Genomic DNA, 24,598 nt, shown 5'->3' with positions numbered 1-24,598 from the left:
CTTTCAACGCGGCCGCGTAGCCACGCGCGCTGGTGGCTGGTTGAGTCGCTTGAGGACGGCGTGGGCGTGGTACGTCCTGCCCCACTTCTTCTCGTTGCCCTTCGACAGGATTCCGGCCTCCTCGAGCGCATAGATGCCGGTAAGCGCTGACCGGTCAGACACATCCAGCAGCGAAGCAACCTGTGACGCCGTGACCACCGGATGGCCGACCAGCAGCGCGGGAAGTCGACGCGCGACAGAATCGCCGCGATAGCGGCTTACCTTCACCGACCACTCTGCTACAAGCTGCTGCATGTCCTCGGCGATGGCGATCGCATCGTTCGCCGACTCCACCACGACCTTGGAGACCATATCCATCCACGGTACCCAGTTGCCTTTGATCTGCACCTGGTTGAGCGCTTCGTAGTAGGTGTCCTTGCTTCGGAGCAATGCGCCAGACAGGTACAGCGGTGGATATCCTTCTGCCGCCAGTATCAGCGGCATCAGCAGCCGACCGGTGCGTCCATTGCCATCCTTGTATGGATGGATGGTTTCGAACTGGGCGTGCGTGATGGCGAGCTGGGCAAGGATGTTCAGTTCGAACTGTTCGTCTTCCGCCGCCTGGTATTGCAGCATCTGCCGTTCCAGTTCCTGCATCGCCGATCCGATCCGATCCGGCGGCGAAGGAACGAAGCGTGCGTCTTCAGGGCGTCCTCCCAACGGGCCGATAACGGCCTGTTCCTGACGATAGCTGCCCTTTGGGAAATGCTCGGGCGTGTCCTGCATCAGCACTGCGTGCAGGTGATTGACCAGCGCAAGGTCGATGGCGGACCTACCCCGCTCCCTGACCGCTTCAAGGCCGTCCTGCAGCGCCTGTACGTAACGCTCGGTGATCACCACGTCGGCGGGCAGGCCGTCGAGGCCAAGGGTAGCTTCATACACCAGCAACTGGTCCAGATCGGTCTGGGTCCCTTCTATCTGGGAGCTCTGCACGGCTTCGCGTCGCGCCAAGGTACGGGTGACCAAATCCGGGGCAGGCCAGTGGCGCATTGCCTGTTCCAGCCGGGCCAGCGCCGCGTTGGCGCCAGCGAACAGTTCGCGGTTGCCCGACTGCCCAGCGGGCAGCCTGCGCGGCGTTGGCGGGGCTGTCATGGCCACCAGGTTCGGGCGACCTTCGACCGGCACCAGGTACTGGCGCAGTGGGACCGCTATGTCTTCTCGTCGCATGGAACCCTCCGCCCTAAACTTCAAAAGCACTCTACGCTTCTGAAGTTTAGCCTGCCATCCTTCAAAAGCAGCAAAGATTTTTGAAGTTTACTTCATTAAACTTCAAAATCTCCCACCGCTTTTGAAAGTTGGCGCCGGTAGACCGGGGCCCTGCCCGGCTGGCTTCACCGCGGATACGCCAGCAGCACCACTAGATCCTGCTCCCCCCGCTGCTGCAGCGCATGCAGGCTGCCCACCCGGGTCAGAAGCGCATCGCCTGCCGCCACGTCGTACTGCTTGCCATCCAGCACGTAGCTGCCCTGCCCGCTGACGATGTAATAGATCTCGTCCTTGTGCTGCGGGTGCAGGCCGATGCCCGCGCCCTTGTGCAGCACGCGCTTGCGCAGCACGAAGGGCAGGTCCTTGTCGTCGGCGAAGAAGGGATACGCGGTGGTCGGCCCGGCGCCGCCGTGCGGGCCGGGCTGACTGATGCCGATATCGCGCTCGTGGACCACGCGCGAGGGCTTGGCCGGCTCGCTGCCCCGCCCTGCGGGCTGACTTACGTCGCAGTCGATGTCGCGCTTCAAGGCCGGCTTCAGCTCGGGCGTCGACGCCACCCAGTCGCGCAGCACCAGGCAAGCCACGGCGGTGGCGCCGGCGGTGCTGAAGTGGGTGCCGTCGGCCTTGTTCTGCTCGGGCACGAACATGAAGTAGGGCTTGGCGCCCTGCTCGCCCAGCGCGCGGATCCAGCGGGTGGAACTGGCGTTGAGGTCGATCAGCGCGACCTGCTCGCGCGTAGCCAGCTGTTTCACCGCCTGGGTGTACAGCCCGTGGGTGTCGAGCAGCGAACCGAAGTCGTACAGCAGCCGCGCGGCGGGCGTGAGCAGGATCGGCGTGGCGCCCTTGTCGCGGGCCAGCGTCACGTAGCGCGATAGATACTGCGGATAAGCATGCTGCGGATCGTCGTAGCGGTTGGGGTCTTCGACCTTGGCGTCGTTGTGCCCGAACTGGATCAGCAGCACGTCGCCGCGACGCAGGTCCTTGGCGATCGCGTCGAGGCGGCCCTCGACGATGAAGCTGCGCGCGCTGCGCCCACCCTTGGCGTGGTTGCGCACCTGCCAGGCGGCCGGATCCAGATAGCTCTGCAAGGCCTGGCCCCAACCGGCCTGCGGCGCGCGCTCGGGGCCGTAGTCGGCCGCGGTGGAATCGCCGGCGATGAATACGCGCTGCGGCTCTGCACAGGCGATCCCTGCGCAGAGCGACAGCAAGACGGACAAGAACAGGCGCATGGCGGGCTCCGGTGCGCGGCGTCTGCGCTTGCGCCGCCGCCGCTGTCACGGCGGGTGTGGCGAGGCGTTAGGCAAGCGCGGTGCGGGTTGGTCGAACCGTTCGGCCCTCACCCCAACCCCTCTCCCGCGGGAGAGGGGCGTCATGCGGGTCAGGCCGCTGCGGCTTCCGGCTTGCCCAGCACGCCAGCGACAAAGGCGCGGATCTCGGCGTCCTGCGCGTTGTCGAAGAAGCACTGCTGGAAGCGCTCGCCGCCGACCGCCTGCTTGACCAGTTCCGGGTCCAGCGCGCGCAGGCCGTCCACGTAGGACTTGCCGGTGGCCTGCTTGACCTGCGCCAGGATGCCGGCGTTGGCCTGCTGCGATTCGCGGCGCTCGGCCGGATAGCCCATGCCGCGCTCGCCGCTGAAGGCCTTCTCGAAGATGTAGCGCACGTTGATTTCCGCACCCCAGCCGTAGCCCTTGGCGAAGGCCAGCGCCAGCGCGTTGCCGTTGTTGACCTGGGCGAACAGGTAGGCGTCGGTCGGCTCGATGCAGTAGCCGCAGAACACGCCCGGGTAAGCGTTGAGCGACATCATCGCGCCCTGGCCGGTGCCGCAGCCGGCGACGACGAAATCGACCGCCTTCGAATTCAGCAGCAGGCTGGCGACGATGCCCAGGTGGATGTAGGTCAGGCGGTGATCGTTGTCGCCGTCCATGCCGACATTGAACACGCTGTGGCCCTGTTCGCCGGCCACGTCGGTGAGCTGCTGCAGGATCACCGGGTTCTTGCCGGCCTGGCTGAACTCATTCATCAGTGCGATTTTCATGGGTGTCTCCGATTGCGGGGGGAAGATGTCGCGTGTGATCGATGTGGCGCGTGTGGTGCCGACCGCCGTCTGCATCTGGATGGTGTGCGTGCGGGCCAACCCTCATCCGCCCTGCGGGCACCTTCTCCCACGGGGAGAAGGGAGCAGCGCACGCTGCGTGCTTGGCTCAGCGCGCCAGCCAGCCGCCGTCGACCGGGATGACGGTGCCGTTGACGTAGTCCGAAGCGCTACTGGCCAGGAACACCGCGGTGCCGCCCAGGTCTTCCGGCACGCCCCAGCGCCCGGCCGGGATGCGCTCCAGGATCGACTGGTTGCGCGCGGCGTCGGCACGCAGCTGCGCGGTGTTGTCGGTGGCCATGTAGCCGGGCGCGATGGCGTTGATGTTCAGGCCCTTGGCGCCCCACTCGTTGGCCAGCAGGCGGGTGATGCCGGCGATGCCGGACTTGCTGGCGGTGTACGAGGGCACGCGGATGCCGCCCTGGAACGACAGCATCGAGGCGATGTTGATGATCTTGCCGCTGCCCTGGGCGATGAAGTGGCGGCCGGCGGCCTGCGACATGAAGAACGCGGACTTGATGTTGACGTTCATCACGTCGTCCCAGTCCTGTTCGCTGAAATCCACCGCGTCGGCGCGGCGGATCAGGCCGGCGTTGTTGACCAGGATGTCGAGGCGGCCGAGGCCGGCCAGGGTCTCGTCGAGCACGCGCTGCACCGGCTCGATGCTGATCAGGTTGGCCTCGATCGCGACGAAGCGTCGGCCCAGCGCCTTGACCTTTTCCTCGGTCTCGGTGGGCGCCTGGATGCCCGCGGCGGCGATGTCGGCGCCGGCCTGCGCCAGCGCCAGCGCGATGCCCTGGCCGAGGCCGGTATTGGCGCCGGTGACCAGTGCGACCTTGCCTTCGAGACTGAACGGATTCGTCATTGCGGGTGCTCCTAGAGTGATGCGGATACGGTGGCGGGCGGCGGCGCAGGTGGCGCGCGCGGCGGCTTACTTGAGCTGGCAGATGTCCAGCACGTGCATGTCGGTGTAATCCAGGTTTTCGCCGCCCATCGCCCAGATGAAGGCGTAGTTGCTGGTCCCGGCGCCCATGTGGATCGACCACGGCGGCGAGACCACCGCCTCGTCGTTCTGGATCACGATGTGGCGCTGCGCGTCGGGCTCGCCCATGAAGTGATAGACGCGGTCGTTGGCGCCCAGGTCGAAGTAGAAATAGACCTCGCTGCGGCGGTCGTGCAGATGCGGCGGCATGGTGTTCCAGACGCTGCCCGGCTTGAGCACGGTCAGGCCCAGCAGCAGCTGCGAGGACTGGCATGTGGCCGGCACGATGTACTGGTAGATGGTGCGCTCGTTGCTGGTCTCCAGCGCGCCGCGGTCCAGCGCCACCGCGTCCTTGATCGACAGTTGCTTGGTCTCGAAGCGCGCATGCGCTGGGGTCGAGGCCAGATAGAACCGGGCCGGGTTGGCCGCGTCGTCGCAGGCGAAGCTGACCTCGCTGCTGCCCATCGCCACGTACAGCCCGTCCTTCGGTCCCAGCGCGTAGGCGGTGCCGTCCACGGTGACCGTGCCGCTGCCGGCGCCGACGTTGATCACGCCCAGCTCGCGGCGCTCCAGGAATGGATGGCCGGCGGCGGAGGCCGGTTCGGTCTGTTTAGGCAACTGCACCGGCTTGCTGACCGGTGCGGCACCGCCGAGCACGAAGCGCTCGTAGTGGGTGTACTTCAGCGTGATCGCATCGGCGACGAACAGGCCATCGAGCAGGTACAGCTCGCGCAACTGGTCGTTGCTGGCGCCCTTGATGGCGTCGGGATGGGTGGCGTAGTGGGTCTTGCAGTACAGGGACATGGGGATCTCCGGGGCAAGCAGGGACACGCGGCAGCCCGCATGAGGGCATTCTAGCGGCTCTGGTAAACCGGTGTCATTGCGCAGTGCACGAAAGGCCGATGTTTCCTTCTCCCATCGGGAGAAGGTGCCCCGCAGGGGCGGATGAGGGTACGGGCGCAGCCTCGTGCACCCAAACTCCGCGAGACGCTTCGCGCCGTACCCTCACCCCAACCCCTCTCCCGAGGGGAGAGGGGCTAAGGCGGCTGTTCCTTCTCCCCTCGGGAGAAGGTGCCGGTAGGGCGGATGAGGGTACGAGCGCAGCCTCGTGCGCCCAAACTCAGCGAGACGCTACGCGCCGTACCCTCACCCCAACCCCTCTCCCGGAGGGAGAGGGGCTCAGCGGCTTCATCAATCTTCTGGCGGCTGGCAGGAGTCGCGCACGATCAGGTGCGGGCGCACGCTGGCGATCGCCAGTGCCGGGGTGCCCTCGGGCTGGATCAGCATCGCCGCGGCGGTGCGGCCGGTGTCGCGGGTGTGGCGGCGTACCGAGGTCAGCGATGGCCACAGGCGCGAGGCCAGCGGGCTGTCGTCGTAGCCGATGATCGACAGCTGGCGCGGGATGTTGATGCCGGCGCGCAGCGCGACCTTGTACACGCCCGCGGCCATCTCGTCGTTGCCGGTGAAGATCGCGCTCGGGCGTTGCTTGCCGAGCAACAGTTTCTCGGCCGCGGCCACGCCGGATTCGAAGGTGTAGCCGGCCTCGACGATGCGCTCCGGCGGCAGTTCGATGCCGCGCCGGGTCAGCGCTTCGATGAAGCCGGCGGTGCGCTCGTGCGCGGAGCGGTAGGCGCTGGGGCCGGTGATCAGCGCGATCTCGCGGTGGCCCAGCGACAGCAGGTAGTCGGCGGCTTCGGCGGCGCCGTCGCGGTCGTGGGTGACCACCATCTGCGAGGTCTCGTCCAGCGGCAGCGAGGCGATGCGGGTGTAGCGCACGCCGATGCCGGCGAGCATGTCCGCCAGCGCCTGGTCTTCGGAGGCGCGCGGCACCAGGATCACACCGTGCAATTTCTGCTGCTGCACGAAGCGGCGCACGCCCTCGATATAGCCGGGGCTGCGGCTGTCGCAGGGATGCACCACCAGCTCGAAGCTGGAGCCGCGCAACGCGTCCAGCGCGCCGTACTGCATGTCCACGATGTACTGCGCGGTCGGGTTGTCGTAGACCATGCCGATCAGGAACGAGCGCCGGAACGCCAGCCCGCGCGCCAGCGGATCCGGCGCGTAGCCGACTTCGCGCATCAGCGCTTCGACCTTCTCGCGCGTGTCCTTGCGCACCAGCGGCGAGTTGTTGATGATCCGCGACACCGTTTTCTTCGAAACCCCGGACAGGCGCGCGATGTCGTTGATCGTCGCCGCCTTGCCGTGGACGGAGGCGTGGAGATCGGCGGAAGGAGGTTTGCTCGGCGCCATGGACGGAAAACCGGACGGAAGAGGACGGATTCTACCGGTAGTCATGTTCACTCCAGCGCGCGGTAGCGGAATTGGCGGAAATGCACCTTTCCATTTCCGGCCGCATACAGCGCCGGCTTCAGGGCCAGGAACTTGCCGGCGACGTTGTGGTGGTAGCCGGACACTTCCATCTGCACCGGGTACTTGGTCCAGGTGCTGCCGTCGCGGCTGCTGTGGATGGTGACGATGTGGCGGTCGTTGCGCACCCGCAGCCACAGGCGGCCGCCCTTGGCGCTGGGCGCCAGCTGCGCCGGGCGCTCCTCGCCGTAGCGGTGCATGACGAAGGCCTCGCCGTTGCTGCCCACCCCGGCGTACAGGCGCTCGCTGTAGAACAGCAGCGCGCCGCCCTGCGCACCGGGTTCGATCTCCATCTGCACTTCGAACTCGTAGGCGGGGTCGGGCGCGATCACGGTCAGCGGCGAACTGTCGCGCGGCGCGCGGCCCTTGCCCTGCACGCTCAGCGTGCCGTCGCCGAAGGACAGCCGCTGGTATTCGTCGCGGCCCGGGTTGAAGAACGACCACTGCGGGCCGAGTCGGCCGTCGCGGAAATCGTCCGACAACGCCAGCCCGTGCGGCAACGCCTGCCCGCTGGGCTTTTTCAGCGGCGAGCCGAGATCGCCGCCCTTGGCCACGAACCAGCCGTCGGCGGTCCACTCGATCGGGTCCAGCAGCGCCTGCCGGCCCAGCGTCCAGTAGCCGTTCTCGTAGCCGTGATAGAGCATCCACCAGCGCCCGTCGGTGCCTTCGACCAGGGTCGCATGGCCGCGCGACCACCACGGCTCGGCCGCACTCTTGGTGCGGGTGATCGGGTTGTTCGGCGCGTTGCGCCACGGCCCGTGGATCGAGCGCGAGCGAGCGGTGATCACCATGTGCCCGGTCGGCGGGCCGGCGGTGCCGCCGACCGCGGTGGTCATGTAGTACCAGCCGTTGTGGCGGGTGATCTTCGGCCCTTCCTGCGCATAGGCTTCCACGTCCCAGCTTTCCGGGTACTTCCAACCGTCGTAGACATGCTTGGGCGTGCCGACGACCTTCAACCCGTCGTCGGACAACTGCACGTAGTCGCCACCGCTGAGGAACAGGTAGCGCTTGCCGTCTTCGCCGACCGCGTGGCCGGGATCGATGTACTTGCCCAGGCCGATGTCGATCGGCGCGCTCCACGGGCCCTTGATGTCGTCGGCCCAGACCACGAAGTTGCTGCGCTGGCCCTGCTCGCCACGCCGCGCCGGAAAATAGATGTAGTAACGCGTGCCGTGCTTGATCAGGTCCGGCGCCCAGATCGCGCCGACGTTCTCGCTGATGGCGTGGCCCAGCGGCTGCCAGTTGACCAGGTCGCGCGAGTGCCAGATCGGCAGGCCTGGGTAGGCGTCGAACGAGGACAGGGTGAGGTAGTAGTCGTCGCCGTCCTTGAGCACCGACGGATCGGGATGGTCGCCTGCCAGCACCGGATTGAGAAAGGTGCCGTCGCCCTGGTCGGCGATGCGCTGCTGCTCGATGCCGCGCTTCCAGTCGGCCGCCGCGGCCAGCGTGCTGGCGGCGAGCAGGCCGGCCAGCAACAGCCAGCGCAGCGAGGACGAGGCGGTAGGCGAGGTCATGCGTGCACTCCTTGGTTGGCGCCGCAGCGCTTGCGTGCGGCGCGGCGCATCAGGCGCGCAGCGCGCGCGGCAACCACAGCGACAGTTCCGGGAAGAACGCCACGATCAGCAGCACGCACAGCGCCGCCAGCCAGAACGGCCAGATCGTGCGCATGCTCTGGGCCACGGTGATCTGGCCGATCGAGGTGCCGATGAACAGCACCGAGCCGATCGGCGGGGTGATCAGGCCGATGCCGCCGGCCAGCACCATCACCAGCCCGAAATGGATCGGGTCGATGCCGTAGGCCTTCACCACCGGCAGGAAGATCGGCGTGCAGATCAGGATCTTCGGCGCCAGGTCCATGAACATGCCCAGCAGCAACAGCATCACCACGATCATCAGCAGCACGGTGTTCTTGCCGTCGGCGATCGACTGCAGCAACTTCACCGCTGCCGCCGGCACCTGCAGGTAGGCCAGCAGCCAGCCGAACACGGCCGCGGTGGCGATCACGAACAGGATCACGCCGGTGGTGCGCGCCGCATGCGTGACCGCGGCGAAGAACTCGGCCCAGCGCAATTGCCGGTACAGCAGCGCGGTGACGATCAACGCGTACACCACTGCGATCGCCGCGCTCTCCACCGCGGTGAAGATGCCGGCGCGGATGCCGACGAAGATCAGCGCGACCAGGCCCAACCCAGGCAGCGCGCCGACCAGGCGCAGCGCCACCGCGCGCCAGCCCGGGAACGGCTCGGTGCCGTAGCCGCGATGGCGCGCCACCGCGTAGCCGGTGATCATCATCGCCGCGGTCATCAGCAGCGCCGGGAAGATGCCGGCCGCGAACAGATCGGCGATCGACAGCCCGCCGCCGGCCGCGGCCGAGAACAGGATCAGGTTGTGCGAGGGCGGCACCAGCAGCGCGACCAGCGCCGCGGTCATGCTCACGTTGACCGCGTAGTCGCGGTCGTAGCCGCGCTTGATCATCTGCGGAATCATGGTGCCACCGACCGCCGATACGTCGGCGATGGCCGAACCCGACACGCCGCCGAAGAACAGCGAGGACAGCACGCTGACCTGGCCCAGGCCGCCGCGCATGCGCCCCACCAGCGACGACGCCAGCGCGATCAGGCGTTCGGAAATGCCGCCGCGCAGCATCAGTTCGCCGGCGAAGATGAACAACGGAATGGCGATCAACGAGGCCGAGCCGCTGCCGGCGGAGATCTGCTGCACCAGCACGATCGCCGGCAGGTCCAGATACAGGATCGTCGCCAGCGCCGCGGCGCCCAGCGCATAGGCCACCGGCACGCCGATCAACAGCAACAGCACGAACAGCCCGAGCAGGATTGCAATGGCCATGGCTCAGTTCACTCCTTCAGCGGTGGCCGGACGCAGCGCCTGCCACGCCTGGTACAGCGCGAACACGCTCATCAGCGCGCCGCCGATCGACAGCGGCAGGTAATTGATGCTCTGCGGCAGCGAGGCGCCGGCCATCTTGATGTCCAGCCCGTCCAGCAACAGCACCCCGCCCCACCAGGCGATCACCGCGCCGATGGCGACGATCATCAACGGACGGATCAGGTCGATCGCCCGGCGCACGCGGGCGTGCATCTTTTCCGCCAGCAGGAAGAAACCGAAATGGCGGCGGGTGTGCACGCCGGCGGCGGCGGCCAGGCTCATCGCGGTGCTCAGCAACAGCAGCGTCACCGGCTCGGTCCAGCTCGGCGAATCGTTGAGCACGTAGCGGGTGAACACCTGCCAGCCCTGCACCACCACCAACCCGAGCAGGGCGGCGGCGGCGATGCCGATGGCGAGGTTGGAGATCCGGTCGAGCAGCCGCTGCAGCGGCGCCACCGGAACGGCAATGGCGTGGTCGGTCATCGGCATGGCCTCAGGCGAAATCGCGGATGCGGCGGTACAGGGCTTCGATCTCCGGCTGCCGCCGGTACTCGGCCAGCAGCGGCGCGGCGGCCTTGCGGAAGGCGGGCATGTCCACCTCGTTGATCAGCACGCCGTAATCGAGCACTTCCTGGCGCGCCTTCGATTCGGATGCATCCCACAGCTTGCGCATCACCGCCACCGATTGCCGCGCGGTCTCCACCACCAGCGCGCGATCGCCCGGCGACAGCGCCTGGAAGCTGCGCTGCGACATCACCAGCACGTCCGGCGCATAGGAATGCTCGCTCTGCGACCAGTAGTGTGCGGCCTCGAAATGGCGGCTGGACTGGAAGCTGCGCATGTTGTTCTCGGCGCCGTCGATCATGTGCGTCTCCATCGCCGAGAAGGTCTCGCCCAGCGACATCGGCGTCGGATTGGCGCCGAGCATGTGCATCAGCTTGAGGAAGATGTCCGACGAGGCCACGCGCAGCTTCAGGCCGTGCAGGTCTTCGGGACGATGCAGCGGGTGCTTGGTGTTGTAGAAGCAGCGCGCGCCGGAATCGTAGATGGCCAGGCCGACCAGGTCGCGCTGCTCGAAGCTGCGCAGGATGCTGTCGCCGACATGGCCGTCGATCGCGCGGCGCAGGTGCGGCACCGAGTCGAACACGTACGGCAGGCACAGCGCCTGGGTCAGCGGGAAGGTGTTGTTGAGCGCACCGGAATAGACACGGGTGATGTCGATGGCGCCGAAGCGGGCCATGTCGATCGCTTCCGCTTCGCGGCCAAGCTGGCCGGAGTGGTACTGGCGCAGCTTCAGCCGGCCGCCGGTCTGCCGTTCCAGGGTCTGCCCGAACCAGCGCACCGCCTCCACGGTGGGATAGTCGGCCACGTGCACGTCGGTGGCAGTGAGCAACTGGCTGCCGCCGCCGGCCTGGGCCAGCGTGCCCAGCGGCGCCGCCGCGGCCGCGGCGAGTCCTGCGCCCAGAAAACATCTACGAGTGATCATGCTGCGCCCTCCCGCGCGTCGTCGGCATGCCGCGGCTTACGCCGCGACCGCCCTGCAGTGAAGTTCGCCGTAGCCGTCGAAGCGGATCGTCGCCTGCTGGCCGATGGCGATGTCGTGGATGCCGGTGGCATTGCCGGTGGCGATCAGCTCGCCGCGCTTGAGCGGCCGGCCGCGCCGCGCCGAACGCGCCAGCGCGAACGCGAACGCGGTGCGCAGCCCGCCCGGCAACAGGGTGGCACCGCCGCTGCCGACGCGTTGGCCCTCGATCAAGGTTTCCGCCAGCAGCGCGGATTCGTCCAGCGTGGTCCAGTCAGCGACTTGCGGCCCCAGGATCAGGCCGTTGTTGTTGCCGAAGTCGGAAATCACCACGCGCGGCCCGAGCTGGTTGATCGTGGCCAGCGGGCTGCTGGCCACTTCCACGCCAATGAACAGCGTGGACGGCACCTGCGCGGCCTGCTCCGCAGTCCAGTGCAGCTGGTCGGCCGGCACGTCCGCGTCCAGGCGCATCACGTACTCGGCCTCGACCGCACCGAAGCCGCCGTCGAACACCGGAATGTCCGTTGTTCCACCGGTAGCATTCCAGAGGTTGCGGGCAAAGATCGGGCCGAGCAGACGCTCGTCGCCGGAGTGGTCGCGGCGCTCGGCGGCGATGTAGCCGACCTTCCAGCCGACCACGCGGTCCGGCCATTGCGCGATCGCCAGGTCCTGCACGCGGTAGGCGGTTTCCAGGTCGTCGGGGATGATCCCGGGGAAATCGGGCAGCGAACGGCCCTGCTGGCGGGCCTGGACGAAGCGGGCCGCGATGTCGGCCAACGCGGGCGGTGGCGTGTCCGAAGGACCGGAATGAGTGCTCAAGGGCATCTCCGCAAGAATGTGGGGGATCGGAAGAATTGCTGCGCCGCTCATCGACAGCGCGTTGCGCAGTTGTATATGGTAAACCGGTGTCATTGGCAATGTGCGGTGCGGCAAAAAGCGGTGATTCGGCAGTGGGGATTAGGGATTCGCCGCGGCATTGCGACCTGATCCCGTGTGCGAGACCCAGCGCTTGCGCGGCGCCGTGCGAGCGGATTAGCTGCACATCCTTGACCTGGGAGGGCGACGGATGCGGAACACGACGACAACGGAAGGCGCTGGCGTGGCGCTAACGGATGCTGCCGACGACAACGGCCTGCGGCGCCTGGCCTCGCGCCCGGTCCTGAGGCATGCGGCCGGCGCGCTGGCGCTGGCGTGGCGCCATCGCCGGCAGAGCGCACTGGGCATTTTGCTGGCACTGGCACTCGCCGGCCCCGCGCTTGCCGCCGAGCACCCGAGCAGCGAAACCGCGGCCGAGCAAGCGGCGCGGATCCCGCTGTGGCCGGACCCGGCGCCCGGCTCCGCGCCCGGCCCCGACCAGGCGCGCATCGTCGACCGCAGCGACGACCCGGCGCTGCCCGATCGCGCCATCAGCGGCCGCTACCAGCCCTACCTGGTGGTGTACCGGCCGAAGACGCCGAACGGCAGCGCGCTGCTGGTCGCGCCCGGCGGCGGCTACGCGCGCATCGTGCTGGACAAGGAAGGCACCGCCTTGCTGCCGATCTTCGCCGAACAGGCAGGCATCACCCTGTTCGTGCTGCGCTATCGGCTACCCGATGCGGAAGCGGCGGGCGCCGACGCCGCGGCGCAGCGCGACCTGCCGCTGGCCGACGCGCAGCGCGCGCTGCGCCTGATCCGCGCGCGCGCCGCCGACTACGGCGTGGACCCGCACCGGGTCGGCGCGATCGGCTTCTCCGCCGGCGGCCACGTCGCCGCCAGCCTCGGCACCCGCTACGACGACCGCGTCTACCCGGCGCGCGACGCCATCGACCGGCTCAGCGCGCGGCCGGACTTCCTGCTGCTGCTGTACCCGGTCATCGACATGGGCAGCGGCACCGCGGCGCATACCGGCTCACGCCTGCGGCTGCTTGGCCGCCATCCCGATGCCGCCACGATGGTGGCGTATTCGCTGCAGAACCGCGTGATTCCGGCGATGCCGCCGACGTTCCTGGTGCACGCGCAGGACGACCGCGTGGTACCGGTGGAGAACAGCCTGCTGTTCTACCAGGCGCTGCGCCAGGCCGGCGTGCCGGCGGAACTGCACCTGTTCGCGCACGGCGGCCATGGCTTCGGCACCCGCGGCATCGCCGGCCTGCCCTTGGCGGCATGGCCGACCCAGGCGCTGGAATGGATGCGCAGCGTGCAGGGCGACCCGGCCGCGCTGGCGCCGATCCTGCCGGCCGCGCCGAAGCAGTAGCGGGCGCAGCCGCGTTGCCATGCACCACACCGCCATGACCCAGCGCGCGAACGCCGACTGCCTCGGGCCGCCTCGCGCGGCGCACGCCACAGGCCTGCCGCCTTGCACCCATCCGATCCTTTCCGCTGTCGGCCCGGGCTTTCGCCCATGGCCGGCGGCGCTTGCCCACGGACTCCGCCACGCATGACCACGCCCGCCGCCATCCCGCCTGCCGCGCCTGCCGCCATCGCGTCCACCGCACCCGACGACCACGGCCGGCGCCGCTTCCTGCACGGCAGCGCGCTCGCCGCACTGGCAGTGAGCGGTGCCCTGCCTGGCGGTAGCGCCGGCGCCGCGCCCGCGCCCGCCGACCCGCAAGCGCCGCTGGCGCGCACCCGCAGCGGTCGCATCCGCGGCTATCGCGACCAGGGCGTGCAGGTGTTCAAGGGCATTCCCTACGGCGCCGACACCGCACAGCGCCGTTTCCAGCCGGCGCTGCAGGAACACCCCTGGCGCGGCGTGCGCGACTGCACCAGCTACGCCGCTTCCGCGCCGCAGCTCAAGCTCGACCCGGTCAGCGAGGACTGCCTGTTCCTCAACGTGTGGACGCCCGCCCTGCGCGACGGCGCAAAGCGCCCGATCCTGTTCTACATCCACGGCGGCGCCTACAACAACGGCTCCGGCAGCGATCCGCAGTACGACGGCGCGCGCCTGTGCCGGCGCGGCGACGCCGTGGTGATCAGCGTCAACCACCGCCTCAACGCGTTCGGCTACCTGTACCTGGCGCAGCTCGGCGACGCCGAGTTCGCCGCGTCCGGCAACGTCGGCCAGCTCGACCTGGTGCAGGCGCTGCAGTGGGTGCGCGCGCACGCGGCCGAGTTCGGCGGCGATGCCGGCAACGTCACCGTGTTCGGCCAGTCCGGCGGCGGCGCCAAGATCGCCACGCTGATGGCGATGCCGGCCGCGCAGGGCCTGTTCCACCGCGCCTGGACCATGAGCGGCCAGCAGGTCACCGCCGCCGGCCCGCGCGCGGCCACGCAGCGCGCGCAATTGCTGCTGCAGGCCTTGCAGCTCGACGCCACGCAACTGGCGGCGCTGCGCACGCTGCCGATGCAACGCCTGCTCGAGGCCACGCGCACGCGCGATCCGTCGCGGGTGGAGAACACCTCCCTGTACCTGGGCCCGGTGCTGGATGCGCAGGTGCTGCACCGGCATCCGTTCTGGCCGGACGCACCGCCGCAATCGGCGACGATCCCGATGGTGATCGGCAACACCCACGACGAGACCCGCGCCTTCCTCGGCAACGATCCGGCCAACTTCGCGCTGAGTTGGGACACGCTGCCGGCCAAGCTGGAGCAGGAACAATTCGTGGACCTGCTGCCGCAGGTGGTGATCGCCGAGTACCGGCGTCTGTATCCGCACTACACGCCGAGCGAAGTGTTCTTCGCCGCGACCACCGCCGGGCGCTCGTGGCGCGGCGCGATCGAGGAAGCCGAAGCGCGCGCGCGGCAGGGCGCGCCGACCTGGGCCTATCAACTCGATTGGGGTTCGCCGCTGGACGGCGGCAAGTTCGGCGCATTCCACACCCTGGACATCCCGCTGGTGTTCGACAACATCCGCCAGCCCGGTTCGCGCACCGGCGACGGCACGCAGGCGCAGCGCGTGGCCGATGCGATGAGCGAAGCGCTGCTCGCCTTCGCCCGCCACGGCGATCCCAACTACGCCGGGCTGCCGCGCTGGGAACCGTATTCGCTCGCCCGGCGCGAGACCATGCTGTTCGACGCCGACAGCCGCCTGGCGCACGACCCGCGCGGCGGCGAACGGCGGCTCTACCAGCAGGTGCCGTTCGTGCAGCGCGGGACGTTCTGAGGCAGCGCAACCAGCCGCAGCGCGCGGCAGGTCAGTTGCCGGAGTAGGCCCAGTAGAGCCTGGACGTCCGGGTATCGTAGGCCATGAAACCATCTCCATTGGAGGACACGGTTCTCGGACCAAGATAGCCCGCTTCGCTGTACAGGACGGTGATCACGACGTGCGGGGATCGCAGCGCGGGAAGTTGCGGACATCCCGGCTTGCGCGCGTTGTACTCGATGAAACCATCGAACGTTTCGCTCTGCGAGTCGTCGAATGGAGCATGGTGCCAGTGGCGTTGCCGCGCATCTTCGCTGGCCCAATAGGCATCGGGAATCTTCGCTACATCTACGGCATAGGTGTAGTCGATGCCGTCGAGAAATCCTTCTTCCCGGCAGGCCTGCGGTATCCCGCGCAGGGAGGTGACGTGACCGAGTCCGCTGCGTTGCAGTTGATCGCGCATCACGCCGACGGCGATATAGGTGCGCATCATCGTGGACACCATCTGCAGCTGCACGATCGCCCCCACGGGGATCACCAGCCACAGCGCGAGAACCCGCAACGTCTTGACCAGACGCATCGATCACCTCGGCGAAGGGCTATGCACGCCCCCCTAGCGTCGCATGCCATGCCGGCCTGCGCTACCAACCCGTGTCCTCGGCCAGCACCACCTGGTTGCCGCCACCGATGCGCGCGCGCTGCAGCAGCGCTTCGGCACGTTGCATCAGCGTGGCGGCGGTGTCGGCTGGCGCGGCGAGCAAGGCGCCGACGCTGACGCCGAGCTGTTCGTTGGCCATGTCGGCGTGCGCGATCGCCAGCAGCTCGACCATGTCGCGCAACGCCGGCGCCACCTGGCGCAGGTGCGCGCCGCTGGCGTCGTACAACACCAGCGCGAAGCGGCCCGCATCGATGCGCATGGTCACGTCCATCGGCCGCAGCAGGCATTGCAGCACCTCGGCCACGTCCACCACCGCGCGATCGGCCTCGCGCGCGCCGTAGCGCTGCACGAAGGCGGCGTATCCATCCAGTTCGACCAGGATCAGCGCTAGTCCGCGCTGCAGGCGCCGGGTCTCGGCCAGCGCCACCGCCAGGTGTTCGTCGAAACGGCGGCGATCGCCAAGGCCGGTGAGCGCGTCGCGCAAGGCCTCGTCGTCGCGCACCCGCCGCTGCAGGAATCCCTCGCGGCGCGAATGCTCGCGCAGATAGCCGCCGACCGCGCCGATCGGCACCGCCGCCCACAGCAACCATTGCAGGCGCAGATAGGCGTCGCGCGCCGCGCCGTCCAGCAACAGGTGCGCGGCCGCGGCGCTGATCGCGCACAGCACCAGCGCCACCGCCACGCTCTGCCACAGCGCCAGGCCCAGCGGGAAGAAACCGGCGACGATCACCAGGGTCATCACCGCGGCGGCATAGCGCAGTTCCTGCGGCGGATAGCCGATGCTCGACAGCACCAGGCCGGTGCCGCCGACCAGCAACAACAGCGCCGCCCGGCCCGGCCCGTGCGCAGCCGCGCGATGGATCGCCACCGCCACCCACAGCAACGCCAGCAAGGTGGCCGCGCGCACCGCCACCGCATAGCCGAGCAGCCCGGTGCTGCCCGACCAACCGAAATGCAACGCGTCCCAGGCCAGCAACGCCAGCGCGATCAGCACCCCGAGCGAGGCCGCCACGCGTTGCGCGAAGCCCAAGGTCGATGCGGTGTAGCGGCGATACGCCCGTTCCAGCGGCGGGTCGAAGCGCAGAGCGGCAAAGCCGCGATGCAGTTGCCTGGCGTAGTCCTCGCCGGACGGCGCGTCCGGCGGTCCTTCGTAGCGGTGGTGCATGCGATCCCCTGTACACGGCAGCGTGGAACAGAACGCGGCGGCTGTCACACAATTCACCGTACGACGCCCAGCGCCAACGCTGCAGACTTCGACTTCCGCGTACATGAGAAATCACTGGCGCACGATTGTCCACTTTTGTCCGCCATGCATGCATGCGATGCGCAGCGCATGTCAGCGGCAGGATGCAGCGTGGACGCGCCGCGACTGGCATGCGACAGCGCGTGCGGCCGGTGGCCGCAGCGGCCCGAGCGACGGCCGAGGGACAGCGCTCAGGTCTTCGCCGGCAGCGCCCACACGCTGTTGGGATCGCCGTTGCGGCCGCGGCGAAGGGTGGCGCGCGCCATCTGCCAGTAGGCCCAGGCCAGGGCCAAGGCACAGCCATCCACCGCCAGCAACAGCGAACTGCTCCACGGCGCCACCCAGCCGCCGGCGCCGCGCAGCGCGGCCAACGGCACCAGCGCAGTCAGTACCGCGCAGGCCAACAGCAGTTCGTAGGCGCCGCGTGCGGTGGGGCGCAGCAGCGCCCAGGCCACGCTCAGCCCGAACACGGCGTAATAGACGTAACGCTCCTGCCCCGGCGGCAACAGCCGCGCGGCGACGAACAACGCAGACACCCCCGCCACGCAGCCCAGGCAGATGCCCACCGTGAGCCGCGCCAGCGCATGCGTGCGCCACGGCTGCGCCTGCTGGCGCCGCTTGCGCCGCGCCTCCACCCACAGCAGGTTGCCGCTGTAGAACAGGAACGCGCCGCCCAGGCCAAGCAGGAAATACAGCCACCGCAGCGGCGCTCCGCCGAAGTTGGCGTAGTGCAGCGCCTGCAGTCCGCGCAGCGACGCCACGCCGGGCGACATGTCCTGCGGCGCCAGCACCCGCAGCACCTTGCCGGTGGCCGCTTCCATGGCCACGCCGGCCATCGTGTTGAGCCGGCGCTGCGGGTGCTGGCCGTAGATTTCCACGCGCGCATTGGCATCGCCGGCGTCGTGGAAGGACAGGCTTTCCGGCTCGAAGCCCGGACTGGCCGCGCGCGCGCGCGCCAGCAGCTCGGCCACCGGCAGCAACGGCGCCTTGATGTGCGCCGGCTGCACGTGCGGCGTCAGCTCCAGATCCGGCTCCAGCACCTGCATCAGCTTGCCGTCGAACACCAGGTACTGGAATGGCGCCAGCAGCAGCACGCCCAGCGCCAGTACCGCGCCGGACCAGGCGAAGATCACGTGGAACGGCAGCGACAGCATGCCGACCACGTTGTGCGCGTCCTGCCACAGGCGCTTGACGTTGCGTCCCATGCGCAGCGCGAACAGGTCCTTCAGGAACACCGGCGCGTACAGCACTACGCCGCTGACCAACGCCAGGCCATAGAGAATGCAGACCACGCCGAACAGGTAGGTGCCGAAGGTGCGCGGCAAGCCGGCGGTGAAATGCAGGTCGTACAGGAAGTCGACGAAACCGGTGCGTTGCGGCAGCTGCAGCGGTTGCCCGTCGGCACCGGGCTGGAACTGCACGGTGCCGCCGAACGCCTGCGCCGGCGGCCCGAACGCATACAGCCGCGGCTGCGCGCCGTGTTCGCCCGGCAGCATCAGCGAGAACGATTCGGCCAACACCGGATGCCGCGCCAGCACAGTATCCAGCAGGGCCTGCGCCGCCTGTTCCGGCGGCTGCGTCGCCGGAGCGGCGAGCGCCGGCGCGCGCGGCCAGTCGTTGAGCTCGTGGGTGAACACGGTGATCGCGCCGACATAGAAGGCGATGAACAAGGCCATGCCGGCCAGCAGGCCCATCCAGCTGTGCGCCGACAGGAACTGACGCAAGGTCGCCGCCTTCATACCGTCACCTGCACCAGGCCGGCGGCCTTCAACGCGTACAGCAGGCCATGGCACAGCAACGTGGCCAGGCCCAGCCACAGCCAGGCGCGCGCGCCGCTGCGGAACACGAACGCCAGCGACATCGCGCCGATCCACAACGGGAACATCAGCAGCAGCCACGGCAACGTATGCACCTGCAACGCGCCCGGCCACAACAGCACGCACAGCCCGACCACGCCCACCGCCAGCGGCAGGCCGAGCACGATCGCCGCCAGCCATCTAGCCCACATCGGCGCGGCCTCCGCGTAGTTGCCGCCATGCATCCAGGAACGGCAGCGCGACCGCGGCCAGCATCAGCGCGCTCAGCGCCGCGAACGTGCCGGCCCACACTCCGAGCGCGGCGATCGCCGCGACCAGCGCCAACATGCTCAACAGCGCACCCGCCACGCGCAGCGCGCGCGCATGCGGGCGCCAATCCGGGCGCAGGCGCTGGTGCGCGGTGGCCAGGTAGAACGCCAGCGCCGCCAGCGGCGCGGCGAGCAGGTACAGGGCGGTGGTCAGCGCGTGCATGGCCATCGTCGGTTACCAGCGCGCCTCGAAGCCGATGCCGACCACGCGCGGCGCGCCGAGGATGGCGATCGGCTGGTCCGCCCAGCGGTACTGGACGTACTGCCTGTCGAGCAGGTTGTTGGCGAACACCCACGCGCTCCAGTCCAGGTTCTCGTAGCCGAACTTGGCGTTGAGCAGCGTGCGCGAGGCCAGCCGCGGCGCATCGCTGCCGATGTCGGTGTAGACCTTGTCGCGGAAGTTGGCGTTGAGGTTGGCGACCCAGCCCGCGCCGAAGCGCCAGTTGCCGCCCACGGCTGCGGTCCAGCGCGGCGCGTAGGCGAACTCGCGGCCGGCATAGTCGGTGATCTGCGCGTCGGCCACGGTCTTGAACTCGTCGTAGCGGGTGCGCGAATGGCCCAGCGACGCATACCAGTCGAAGCCCTCGCCGAGCCGGTGGCTGAGCTCCAGCTCGAAGCCGTACAGGTGCGCGCGGCCGGCGTTGACGGTGTTGTAGTCGTAGTCGTTGAGGCCGAAGAAGGCGAAGACCTGCTTGTCCTTCCAGTCGATGTAGTAGGCGTTGGCATTGACGCTCAGGCGCCCGTCCAGCCACTGCGAGCGCAGCGAGGCCTCGTAGTTCCAGGTGTATTCCGGGTCGTAGGCGAAGGCCTGGCTGCGCGCGGTGTTGAAGCTGGAGCCGCCGGAGCGGTAGCCGCGCTGCACCACCAGGCTGGCCGCCAGATCCGGGCTCCATTCGTAACGCGCGCCGAGCTTGGGCAGGAACGCGCTGAAGTCGCGCGTGTTGTCCGGCACTTCGCCGCTGGCCGAATCGACGATGCCGGCCACGCCCGCGTTGATCGCGTTGATCGCCTGATACAGCGCGGTACCGGGGCTGGCGAAGCTGGCGGCGCTGGGATAGGTGCCGACGAATGTCGCGGTGGTGCTGGAGGCCATCTCGTAGCGCTGGCGGTCGTAGCGCACGCCGCCGAGCAGCGAGAAGCCGCCGCCCACGTGCCACTGCCCGTCGGCGAACAGCGCGCGGTTCTCCGAGGTAGTCGGCGCATCGCTGGCATACAGCACCGGGATCACCGGCAACGCCGCGCCATACGCGGCCGAGATCGCCGCCGCGTTGGCGGCCGGGAAACCGGCGCCGGTCAACAGGCGGGTAATGGTGGCCAGCGGGGTATTCACGTCGAGGCGGTTGACCACGTCGTTCTGGGTGTCGTGCTTGGCCCAGTACAGCCCGAACAGGCCGTCCACGGCCTGGCCGTCGTAGTTCAGTCGCAGTTCCTGCGAGGTGGTGCGGGTGGTGGCCAGGCGCCTGGCGTAGGCCGTCTGCGCCGCGCTGCGGTCGCCGTCCCAGGTGCTGTCCATGTCGACCTTGTTCCATGCCGTCACCGCCGACAGCGACCAGGCCGCATCGATCTCATAGTCGACGTTGAGGTTGGCGATGTCGCTGTCGGTCAGGCTGCGGTTCGGCGTGTCGTCGTGGTTGGTGCGGCGCTTGAAGTAGTCCGCCTCGTCGGTGGGCACGTACACGTACAGATACGGCCCGTTGCGGTGCGCCTTGGTGTAGCCGAGCTGGACCTTCAACCCGTCGATCGCCGACGGCGTCCACAGCAGCTTGCCGCGGTAGGTCAGCGCGTGCAGCGCATCGTCGGACGCCTGGCGCGTGTCGTTCCAACTGTAGCCTTCGAAGCTGCGTTGTTCGACCGAGGCGCGGAAGGCCAGTTCGTCGGCCACCAGCGGGCCGCCGAACGCCGCGGCCAGGGTGCGGTCGGACGGATCGGAGGCCAGCACCCGCAGCTTGCCTTCCCAGTCCATGGTCGGCTCGGCGGTGTGCAGGATCACCGCGCCGGCCAGCGCGTTCTCGCCCTGCAGCGTGGACTGCGGTCCGCGCAGGATCTCCACCTGCTGCAGGTCCCACAGGCTCAGCGGCGCCGAACTGGTCGCGTTCCGCGGCAGCGCCGCGCCGTCCAGGTAGATGGTGGCGAGCGGCGCATCGCCGCCGCCATCGATGTCGCGGATGCCGCGGATGGTGAAGCCGGTATCGCCATAGCTCTGCGCCACGTTGGCGGTGCGGTTGAGCACCTCGTAAAGGTTCTGCAGGTTTTCCTGCTCGATCCGCGCCTGGGTGGTCACCGCCACGCTGCTGGTGGTGTCCTGCAGCGTGCGTGCGCGCTTTTCGCCGGTGACGACGATGCGGTCCAGGGTGGTGGGATCGGCGACATCCGCCTCGGCGGCCAGCGCAGGCGCTGAAACATGCAAGGCCAACACCGCGGCGACGGAAACAGACAAGGGCAACAAATTGACGCGCACGCGCATCGCTCCGTGAAAAGGAAATCGGACGGAGGCATGGCGATGGCTGTGCCTGGCTGCCTGACCTGGCAGCGCTGGGCGCGGACTTTAACAGAGCATGAAGATGGCGGCTACAAATTTGTGCGGTGTATCAAGGGCTGCCATGGCGAATCTTCGGCATGGGTTCTTCCCGCTCTTCAGGACGGAGCGGCCTTTGTAGGAGCGGCTTCAGCCGCGACAGGATCTATCGATAACGCCTGTCGCGGCTGAAGCCGCTCCTACACAAGCCGTCGCGACGGCGCAGCCCGTCAGCGCCGTCGTGACCGCTAGTCACCCGAGCGAACCGGAGCCGCGTTACAGCAGCGCCGGCGTTGCGCGGTTCAATGCCAATGCACGTCGACCGACAGACCGACGATACGCGGCTCGTTGTACACCGCCGCCATGTAGTTCTCGATCACGCCCTTGAGGTTCTTCTCGTTGGTGATGTTGCGCGCGAACGCCGCCACTTCCCACGCGCCGTAGTCGCCGCTGTAGCCCAGCTTCAGGCCGCCTTCGAAGCTGCCCTTGGAATTGAACTCGGTCGAGTCGTACAGCACGAAGCTGGTCTTGCCCTGCTTGTTCCAGTCGGTGGCGACGAAGAACGCGCCGCCGTCGGCGACCGGGATGTCGTAGCGCGCGGCCAGGTTCACGTTGTAGGTGGGCGCGTTCGGCAGCGGATTGCCGTCGATCTGGGCAAAGGTGTTGGCGCCGAGCTTGATCGTCGGATCGTTCACCGTGCACACCACCACGCCGTTCAGCGCGCACACCTGCGCGTACACGCGCTTGTCCTGGATCTCGCTGTGCAGCAGGCTCAGGCCGGCGCTCAGCGACAGGTTCGGGATCGGGCGCCAGTCCAGATCGGCTTCCATGCCGTAGGCCTTGGCCTTGTCCGCATTGAACAGCACGCCGTTGCCGTTGGAGTCGTTGCCGTTGAGCTGGATGTCATCGACCGTGTAGGTGAAACCGGTGACGTTCAGGCGCAGGCGGTTGTCGAACAGGCTGCTCTTGATGCCCGCTTCCCACGACAGGATCGTCTCCGAATCGGCGGTGGTGAAGTCGGAGTTGAACACCGCCGAGCGGCCCTGGATGGTCGGGCCGCGGAAGCCGCGGGCGACCTTCGCGTACACGCTGACGTTGTCGTCGATCGCGTACATCGCGCTGAAATCCCAGCTCGGCTGGGTGTCGGCCATGCGCACGTCGCGGCGGCCGCGGTAGGTGACCACGCCGGCGGCGGTGTCGGCGGTCTTGAGCAGCTTGGTTTCCTTACTGTCGCGGGTCTGGCGCACGCCTGCGGTCAGGGTCAGCGCGTCGGTGGCCTTGTAGGTCAGCTGGCCGAAACCGGCCCATGAGGTGTTGCTGTTGCGCAGGCGCACCCAGTTGTTCGGATTGCGCGCCGCGGTCTGCAGGAAGTAGGCGCGCTGGTAGAAATCGGTGGTGTCCTTGCCGTCGAAGTAGAACGCGCCGGCCTGCCACTGCAACGGCGCGTCGCCTTCGCTGGCCAGGCGCAGCTCCTGCGTGTACTGGTCCAGATCGCGCACCTGGCCCATCGACTGGCCGTAGCCGTTGGCAACTCCGTTGACCGGATAGTTCGCCGCTGCGCCGCCGTCGGTATCGCCGCGGCTGTAGCCGGAGGTGGTTTCGTAGGCGCTGATCGAAGTCAGCGACACGCCGCCGAAGTCGTACACCCCCTTGAGCGAGCCGCCGTGGGTCTTGTACGCCTGCGGATTGTCGTGCGCCTCGTCGTAGGCGACCTGGTCGCGCGGCACATCGACCTTGTTGGAGCCCTTGGTGACCGCATTGCGCAGGAACAGCGTGGAGGTGCCGTCGTAGTCGCGGGTATGCGCCGAGGCCAGCAGCGAGAAGTTCTCGCTCGGCTTGAGCAGCAACTGCAGGCGCGCATTGCGGTCGTCGTAGCCGCCCATCGCGTCCTTCTTCGGCGTCGCCGTGCCGTCGGCGCTGGGGCCGCTGTAGGTGTTGTCCACCCAATCGTCGCGGTGCTGGTACAGCGCCGACACGCGGAACGACAGCACGTCGTTGATCGGCCCGCCGAAACCGCCGTCGAGCGAGGTGGTGCCGTAGCTGCCGTAGCTGGCGCTGAGCCGGCCGCTGTAGTCGTCGCTGGGCTTGATGCTGTCGAACTTGACGATGCCGGCGGTGGTGTTGCGGCCGAACAGCGACCCCTGCGGACCGCGCAGCACTTCCACCTGGTCCAGGTCGTAGACCGGGTTGGACTTCAGCACCACATGCTCCAGCACCACGTCGTCCTGGATGATCGACACCGGCTGCGAGGCGCCGAGATAGAAATCGATGTTGCCCAGGCCGCGAATGTAGAAGCGCGGGAAGATGCGGCCGGTGGTGGTCTCGGCATAGAAGCTGGGCACGCGGCCGGACAGCGCCAGCAGCGTGTCGTCGCCGCCGGCGGTGTAGTTGCGCATCGCATCGCCCTGCATCACGCCCACCGACACCGGCACTTCCTGCAGGTTCTGCTCGCGGTGCTCGGCGGTGACGGTGACGGTGTCCAGCGAGGTCGCCGCATCGCCGGCCGCGGCGCCGCGCGTGGCCTGCTGCTCGCTACCGGCCAGCGACGGCGCCATCTCTTGTGCGGCGGCCGAGGTGGCGATCGACGCCAGCAGCAGGCCGGCGCAGGCCTGGGCCAGGCGGTTGCGGACCAGCGCGCCAGGCAGGCGCGACGAACGCGCGACCAAGCGGCACGCGGAAAGAGAGGGATGCAGCAACATGGCGATTCCTTTGGGCTGGATGACGATTCCGTTCGGCTTGCGCGACGGCCCGCCATTGGATGGCGTAGCGCGGCACGATATGTCATCTGTGTTGCATCCCGGTTGCAAGGCAGCCGGGAGAGCGGCAACGACGCCGCATGGCCGGCACGGCCACAGCATGCGTGTTCTTACAGACTCCGGACGGGCTCGCGACCTGGCGACGAC

General features: G+C 68.5%; 20 protein-coding genes. 2 read left to right on the top strand and 18 right to left on the bottom strand.

Annotated features, from left to right (window positions below; translation table 11 throughout):
* Positions 1-3 precede the first annotated feature (3 nt).
* From HEP73_RS00470 to HEP73_RS00420, 11 genes are all read right to left on the bottom strand, one after another.
* Positions 4-1,206, bottom strand: a complete 1,203-nt coding sequence (locus HEP73_RS00470) for a Fic family protein (RefSeq protein WP_185821710.1) — start codon at positions 1,204-1,206, stop codon at positions 4-6.
* A 164-nt stretch (positions 1,207-1,370) separates the two neighbouring features.
* Complete coding sequence (locus tag HEP73_RS00465) at positions 1,371-2,474, bottom strand: GDSL-type esterase/lipase family protein (protein ID WP_185821709.1); 1,104 nt, start codon at positions 2,472-2,474, stop codon at positions 1,371-1,373.
* A 149-nt stretch (positions 2,475-2,623) separates the two neighbouring features.
* Positions 2,624-3,280, bottom strand: a complete 657-nt coding sequence (locus tag HEP73_RS00460) for an RpiB/LacA/LacB family sugar-phosphate isomerase (protein WP_185821708.1) — start codon at positions 3,278-3,280, stop codon at positions 2,624-2,626.
* A 166-nt stretch (positions 3,281-3,446) separates the two neighbouring features.
* A complete protein-coding gene (gene kduD / locus HEP73_RS00455) occupies positions 3,447-4,202 on the bottom strand; it encodes a 2-dehydro-3-deoxy-D-gluconate 5-dehydrogenase KduD (protein ID WP_179570402.1) in 756 nt (251 codons plus the stop codon).
* A 66-nt stretch (positions 4,203-4,268) separates the two neighbouring features.
* Positions 4,269-5,123, bottom strand: coding sequence for a 5-dehydro-4-deoxy-D-glucuronate isomerase (gene kduI / locus HEP73_RS00450; protein WP_185821707.1), 855 nt, complete (start codon positions 5,121-5,123; stop codon positions 4,269-4,271).
* Positions 5,124-5,510: 387 nt separating this feature from the next.
* Complete coding sequence (locus tag HEP73_RS00445) at positions 5,511-6,569, bottom strand: LacI family DNA-binding transcriptional regulator (protein WP_185823232.1); 1,059 nt, start codon at positions 6,567-6,569, stop codon at positions 5,511-5,513.
* Positions 6,570-6,616: 47 nt separating this feature from the next.
* Positions 6,617-8,200 carry a family 43 glycosylhydrolase gene (locus HEP73_RS00440; protein ID WP_185821706.1) on the bottom strand — a complete coding sequence of 528 codons (1,584 nt, stop codon included), beginning with the start codon at positions 8,198-8,200 and terminating at the stop codon, positions 6,617-6,619.
* Positions 8,201-8,249: 49 nt separating this feature from the next.
* Positions 8,250-9,533, bottom strand: a complete 1,284-nt coding sequence (locus HEP73_RS00435; protein ID WP_185814709.1) for a TRAP transporter large permease — start codon at positions 9,531-9,533, stop codon at positions 8,250-8,252.
* A 3-nt stretch (positions 9,534-9,536) separates the two neighbouring features.
* Entirely contained in the window at positions 9,537-10,055 is a 519-nt protein-coding gene (locus tag HEP73_RS00430) for a TRAP transporter small permease (RefSeq protein WP_185821705.1), read from the bottom strand.
* A gap of 10 nt (positions 10,056-10,065) precedes the next feature.
* Positions 10,066-11,058, bottom strand: a complete 993-nt coding sequence (locus HEP73_RS00425; protein WP_185821704.1) for a TRAP transporter substrate-binding protein — start codon at positions 11,056-11,058, stop codon at positions 10,066-10,068.
* Between the two features lie 36 nt (positions 11,059-11,094).
* Positions 11,095-11,919 (bottom strand): 2-keto-4-pentenoate hydratase, encoded by an 825-nt coding sequence (locus HEP73_RS00420; RefSeq protein ID WP_185821703.1) that lies wholly within the window; start codon positions 11,917-11,919, stop codon positions 11,095-11,097.
* Positions 11,920-12,280: 361 nt separating this feature from the next.
* Between HEP73_RS00420 and HEP73_RS00415 the strand changes: the two genes are divergently transcribed.
* Both HEP73_RS00415 and HEP73_RS00410 read left to right on the top strand, forming a co-directional pair.
* Positions 12,281-13,327 (top strand): alpha/beta hydrolase, encoded by a 1,047-nt coding sequence (locus tag HEP73_RS00415; RefSeq protein WP_255423822.1) that lies wholly within the window; start codon positions 12,281-12,283, stop codon positions 13,325-13,327.
* A 183-nt stretch (positions 13,328-13,510) separates the two neighbouring features.
* Positions 13,511-15,175, top strand: a complete 1,665-nt coding sequence (locus tag HEP73_RS00410) for a carboxylesterase/lipase family protein (protein WP_185821701.1) — start codon at positions 13,511-13,513, stop codon at positions 15,173-15,175.
* A gap of 31 nt (positions 15,176-15,206) precedes the next feature.
* Here HEP73_RS00410 and HEP73_RS00405 read toward each other — a convergent pair whose 3' ends face one another.
* From HEP73_RS00405 to HEP73_RS00375, 7 genes are all read right to left on the bottom strand, one after another.
* On the bottom strand, positions 15,207-15,734 hold the full coding sequence (locus tag HEP73_RS00405) for a hypothetical protein (RefSeq protein WP_185821700.1): 528 nt from the start codon (positions 15,732-15,734) through the stop codon (positions 15,207-15,209).
* A 61-nt stretch (positions 15,735-15,795) separates the two neighbouring features.
* Positions 15,796-16,977 (bottom strand): GGDEF domain-containing protein, encoded by a 1,182-nt coding sequence (locus HEP73_RS00400; RefSeq protein ID WP_185821699.1) that lies wholly within the window; start codon positions 16,975-16,977, stop codon positions 15,796-15,798.
* Positions 16,978-17,246: 269 nt separating this feature from the next.
* Positions 17,247-18,794 carry a PepSY-associated TM helix domain-containing protein gene (locus tag HEP73_RS00395; protein WP_185821698.1) on the bottom strand — a complete coding sequence of 516 codons (1,548 nt, stop codon included), beginning with the start codon at positions 18,792-18,794 and terminating at the stop codon, positions 17,247-17,249.
* Positions 18,791-19,063: a hypothetical protein gene (locus HEP73_RS00390; RefSeq protein ID WP_185821697.1), complete on the bottom strand. Its 273-nt coding sequence runs from the start codon at positions 19,061-19,063 to the stop codon at positions 18,791-18,793. Before HEP73_RS00390 ends, HEP73_RS00395 begins: the two co-directional genes overlap by 4 nt.
* On the bottom strand, positions 19,053-19,349 hold the full coding sequence (locus tag HEP73_RS00385; RefSeq protein ID WP_185821696.1) for a hypothetical protein: 297 nt from the start codon (positions 19,347-19,349) through the stop codon (positions 19,053-19,055). Before HEP73_RS00385 ends, HEP73_RS00390 begins: the two co-directional genes overlap by 11 nt.
* Before the next feature lie 6 nt (positions 19,350-19,355).
* Complete coding sequence (locus tag HEP73_RS00380; protein ID WP_255423615.1) at positions 19,356-21,638, bottom strand: TonB-dependent receptor; 2,283 nt, start codon at positions 21,636-21,638, stop codon at positions 19,356-19,358.
* Between the two features lie 359 nt (positions 21,639-21,997).
* On the bottom strand, positions 21,998-24,394 hold the full coding sequence (locus HEP73_RS00375) for a TonB-dependent receptor (RefSeq protein ID WP_185821694.1): 2,397 nt from the start codon (positions 24,392-24,394) through the stop codon (positions 21,998-22,000).
* Positions 24,395-24,598 lie beyond the last annotated feature (204 nt).

The organism is Xanthomonas sp. GW (assembly GCF_014236815.1).
Taxonomy (GTDB): domain Bacteria; phylum Pseudomonadota; class Gammaproteobacteria; order Xanthomonadales; family Xanthomonadaceae; genus Xanthomonas_A.
Note: the sequence above shows the minus strand (reverse complement) of the source record. Positions and strands in the feature narration are given on the sequence as shown.